General features: G+C 39.0%; 7 protein-coding genes. 2 read left to right on the plus strand and 5 right to left on the minus strand.

Annotation, left to right across the window (positions count from 1 at the left end; genetic code table 11):
* Positions 1–32: 32 nt before the first annotated feature.
* The 4 genes from Q7P22_RS11605 to Q7P22_RS11620 all read right to left on the minus strand — a co-directional run bounded on the left by Q7P22_RS11605 (position 33) and on the right by Q7P22_RS11620 (position 3266).
* Positions 33–1010: a macro domain-containing protein gene (locus Q7P22_RS11605; protein ID WP_303864324.1), complete on the minus strand. Its 978-nt coding sequence runs from the start codon at positions 1008–1010 to the stop codon at positions 33–35.
* A gap of 89 nt (positions 1011–1099) precedes the next feature.
* Positions 1100–1885: a DUF6577 family protein gene (locus Q7P22_RS11610; RefSeq protein ID WP_303864326.1), complete on the minus strand. Its 786-nt coding sequence runs from the start codon at positions 1883–1885 to the stop codon at positions 1100–1102.
* Positions 1886–2277: 392 nt separating this feature from the next.
* Positions 2278–2913: an ImmA/IrrE family metallo-endopeptidase gene (locus Q7P22_RS11615; RefSeq protein WP_303864329.1), complete on the minus strand. Its 636-nt coding sequence runs from the start codon at positions 2911–2913 to the stop codon at positions 2278–2280.
* Positions 2914–2915: 2 nt separating this feature from the next.
* Complete coding sequence (locus tag Q7P22_RS11620) at positions 2916–3266, minus strand: helix-turn-helix domain-containing protein (RefSeq protein WP_303864331.1); 351 nt, start codon at positions 3264–3266, stop codon at positions 2916–2918.
* A 342-nt stretch (positions 3267–3608) separates the two neighbouring features.
* Here Q7P22_RS11620 and Q7P22_RS11625 point away from each other — a divergent pair, with 342 nt between their 5' ends.
* Entirely contained in the window at positions 3609–3875 is a 267-nt protein-coding gene (locus Q7P22_RS11625) for a DUF3892 domain-containing protein (RefSeq protein WP_303864332.1), read from the plus strand.
* Positions 3876–3884: 9 nt separating this feature from the next.
* Complete coding sequence (locus tag Q7P22_RS11630; RefSeq protein WP_303864334.1) at positions 3885–4067, plus strand: hypothetical protein; 183 nt, start codon at positions 3885–3887, stop codon at positions 4065–4067.
* Between the two features lie 221 nt (positions 4068–4288).
* Here the strand turns inward: Q7P22_RS11630 and Q7P22_RS11635 are convergent, their stop codons facing one another.
* The gene (locus Q7P22_RS11635; RefSeq protein ID WP_303864336.1) at positions 4289–4399 is read right to left on the minus strand and encodes an ATP-binding protein; all 111 of its coding nucleotides are present in this window, start codon (positions 4397–4399) and stop codon (positions 4289–4291) included.
* Between the last annotated feature and the right edge of the window lie 226 nt (positions 4400–4625).

Consider the following 4625-nt stretch of genomic DNA (forward strand, 5'->3'; position numbering starts at 1 on the left):
TGCAGGCGACAAATTTTCCCCCGTAAAAAAGGTCAGGCTCCTATAAGGTTTTGTTCAAAAGCAAAGAGCGCTTCGTTTATCTCAAAGATATCGTAGTTCTCATGTTCAATGAAATATTGGATGATCATGTCAAAGTGACAGCTTCTTGAAAGAGCGAATCCTGCCCTTGCAAGAAGATCGCGTGTTTCGTCCAGATTGAGCTTCAGCGCGACAGCAAAGGCTACAGCAGTCTGCTTTGAAGGCTTGTAATAGATATCGTTCCTTATCTTTGAAAAGAGCTTTCTGTCAATATTTGCTTTTTTGTATGTTTCAGAGTCTTTCATGCCCTTATCGTCGATGAGACGCAGCAGCATCTGCGAAAAAGTCTCGTCTAAATTCCTGACGACATCATCAAGGCTTCTTTCAGGCCTGCGAACGGCATTTGCAGAATTGCGGGCAAAATTTTCTCTGGTCCTGTCCCTGCTGAAGTTGGATGCCAGCTCTTCGACATAATTGTCGTCTATGTATTGTTTGATCGAGGAGAACAGCTTTTCTGACAACATGAAGGATGCGCTGTCGTAGACGACCAGATAGACCGTCATGTCATTTTTCAGAAGGAATTCACCTATTGCCGAGATCGCGGCCGACAATGCCTTGTCTCTGGGATATCCGAAAGTGCCGGAAGAGATCAGGGGAAAGGCTACGCTTTCAAGCTTGTGCTTCTTTGCCAGTTCAAGGGAATTTCTGTAACAGTCAGAAAGCAATTTTTCTTCCCCGTTCGACCCGTCATTCCAGACAGGTCCGACTGTGTGGATCACGTATTTGGCAGGCAGCCTATATCCTTTGGTGATCTTGGCTTCTCCGGCCTTGCAGCCGCCAAGAACCCTGCATTCATCAAGCAGCTCCGGCCCGGCTGCCTTGTGGATGGCTCCGTCGGTCCCGCCCCCACCCAACAGGGAAGGATCTGCCGCATTGACGATGGCGTCAGCATGTACTTTTGTGATGTCATTTCTGATTATTTCAAGCGGCATTCCAACATAACCACCTTTATTTTGAAGTGACGGCGCATCACACGATAAGTTGACATTCACATTAAATATTTTAACCTATAAGGATGACATCACTTCCCCGTTGCCTCTATCAACTTCACCTTAGCAAATTGTCTCGCCGGGTCGGGCATTTTCGCAATTCCTAACAGCCACTTTATTTCATCTGTAATCCCGGAATCCTTTGCAGCATCCAACATTCTTATCCGTGAAAAATCTCTGCTTTCGACAAGACTGTCGAAAATTCTGGAAAGTTCCTGGGGCGATATTGGATATTTCATGCGTGTGACAGCGTAATACAAATCAACAAAACCTTTTTCGGGGTAAGCGATCCCCTCTGAAGAGAGAGAGAGGTAATTTTTACCGTACAGCAGCATCACATTCACTTTATCAGCTGAAAGATTTTTGTTAAGCATTTTTGCGTTATCAATTGAGACAACGATCCGAGAATCTGTGATAAGTTCCTCTCTTATTTGGGGCATGGATTTTTTCTCAACAACCATAATGACCGGATATTGCTCCGGAACATGCTGCATCTTGCCTATAAGTGCATCTATGCCCGATATGCAGAAAGGATAGCCGTAATCTTGCATCTCATCATACAGTTTCTGTGAGGCTATTTGCATCTGATCGTACCTAACTGTGATGTTTTGTGCCTCTTTTAGAGAATAAACACCTTGTCTTACCCTTGTGATCTTTCCATCCCGGACAAGCTTATACAAATACCATGAGACTGTTTTGACGTGCATATCAGGGAAAGCAATGTATATATCAGCAATTTCAAATGACGTTTTGCCTCTCATGGTTTTCTTCAATGATGTGTAGAACTCTATATAAGCTGTTTTTTCCCCTCTGCTCATGTCCTCACCTTGATTTGTCATAATTTATAACAAAATATAACACGCAAAACTAAATTTTGCAATATATATTTTGCTATAATGCGTATAGCCCGTCCCTACCTCTTATAGCTTAACCGCACTAAAAGGGTATTGGGTTTCTGTCGTGCTTTCAATGGCCTTTTTGCAATTCTGGGGATTTTTTGATTACGTGAAACACCTCTAGCCTGTTCAGTTGATGCGGCGAGGGTGTTCAGTTTGGAGCGGTCAGAGTGTTCAATCTGAAACGGTCAAGGTGTTTATTTTGAGCGGAATATGCACTACAGCTCGCCAGTGCCAAATTATCAACATTTTGTCAATTGTGTAGGTCTGACCCCAATGGCATTCCTTATTTAGATTTAAATTGAAGAAGATTTTCAATACCACTTTCTACGTTCATTTTCGAGCTCGTCAAAGGAATCATCATAGTAATGCGGGGTTTTAAGTGGAAAATTGGATACAATAAAATCTGAGAATTGTTGCAAGAGTATGTCGTCATATTTATTTGTATGACTAAAATGATATTTATTAAGATAATTTAGCTTCTTATTTGCAGATTCTTTGCTTAAGCCAAAACAATCAGCCAGCAAAGAAATATTAATCATATATCCTCTTTTAGATATTTCTTTTATTACTATATTAGGTGCATTTACCTGGGAAGCAAAAAAATGTGCTTCTATTTCTTCTTTTTCACCATGCTTACAATGGTTACATTTAATATGTCCAACTTCATGTAAAATAGTGTGTTTAAGTCTACTGCTTATAGTCTGTTTATTATATAAAATGAAAGTTATATTTGGTCGTAGCCCTTTTATGCAATATGCATCATCAAGACTATGCCCACAACTAATTTCAGCTATTGATAATTCAGTTATCCTAGAGTATTTTTGATAACTACAAATAATAATGTCTTCAAATTTTATTCGTTCATGTGGAATTGGGAAAGATGTAATGCCCATTTGTATCAATGTTAAATATGCTAATGAAGTAATACCCTCCCAATCAAACGCCACGATCACTCCTCCTCGTCATCATATACATGATTCAAAAATTGATCGATTGTCGCATTTAATTTCTTAAAAATTTCTGCACGTTGTGTATCTGTCAACTCTCCAGTTTTACGTGCAATAACTACAAATTCTTCTGGTATTTCACTATATCCACATTTTGTCATAAGTATAGATTTATCAATATCGAGGGCATGAGCTATCTTTTCTATTGTTATTGGGTCAGGGTTTACTTGATTTGACTCAATACGGCTTATAGTTGAATTCGTTATACCAGCTAACTCAGCAAGCTTTCGTTGGCTAAGCCGTTTTGTATACCTTAATTGAATAATATATTCTCCAAATGTTTCATTTTTCATATTCTCATCTCCTTTTATTTTATTCTCTTTTTATGCATACTCTAACATACATGTTCCACTAAAACAACAAACGTTGCGTAGATGGAACAGTTGTGCTACAATGATAATGGTTGATGGATTACGAGTTAGTAGTGCGATATCTGTCTAATATTTGGGGGTGATTCCTATGAGACAATAAGATAATAAACACTTGATAAACATACTCCTAGCGTGATTGGATTGGGTTTTGGTGATATACATCATACGAGGAACAAGAATACGTCATTAAAACATATTCGATCTAAGGTTTTACTAGTAGTTCATTTTCAGGTAGAACAGACTTTAATTAAGGAGGTAATTGATATGAGAGCAACAATGCGAAGAATGATCGCTCAAGGTAAGAGTCTAGTCGAAATTGATTCTCTGTACATAGAAGGATGCACCTCCCCTGGTTGGTATTCAAAAGCTTTAGTTCATGATGCGGTAAAAAACACGCCAGGATCAATACAAGTTAATATCTATCCATACCCAGATATCCTACCTGCGATAAGTAGCAGAGGTGAAAAATACGTTAAATCTTCACCTAACGAAAGTGCCAATGACAACTTACTCAAGTTACCATTAGGTTAAGGAAAAGCTATGACAATTAAACCGGGAGAAAAAACTCCCAAATCAGGTCAGTACGAAATTGTTGATCCTCGCAGCGGAAAAACTGGGAAAGAAATCACAAGTACAAAAAATAATCCTATGCCTCCAACTCCAAAGCCTGGACAGGTATACAAGCTAGTCGATCCCACAAAAAACAAATCTGGCATGGGATAATTTTAAATAACTCAAGTAGTCCTTATTTTGTCCACTTCTTCCATGAGTGCAAAATGCATCGTTTGAAATATAGGCTTGGGTAATTATTCCATCTACCCAAGCCTTCTAAAATATATTCAATAGTTGTTTTTTGCAATAGCAAAGTGTAACGAAACGCAAAGAAAAGCGTAACACACTCTCCACGTGCTACCGGGTCAAACAACAGTGTTACGTTATTTCTGCTACATTAAAGAATGTTTAAATCTCCAACTTTCCCTGTCAAAGATTATTCGGTGGCTATGATGAACAAGTCTGTCAATCAATGATGTCTTGAGCTGGTCATCATAGAATATCCTGTTTCACCGGCTAAACCCAAGGTTCGTTGTAATTATAATGCTACGTTTTTCATAACAGCCAACTATAACCTGAAATAGAAGCTGCGACCTTCGGCCGCTGAGTCACATGTTTTTTGCAAGCCTAAAATCCCCATTCGGAGGTGGGGATTTTAGGCTTGTAGAATACATTAAATTACTTTGTCTGTGTGATTTCATAAGCCTTATCTAGCAAATTTGGAATAGA

The sequence above is a fragment of the Alkalibaculum bacchi genome (assembly GCF_937875145.1).
Classification (GTDB): domain Bacteria; phylum Bacillota; class Clostridia; order Eubacteriales; family Alkalibacteraceae; genus Alkalibaculum; species Alkalibaculum bacchi_A.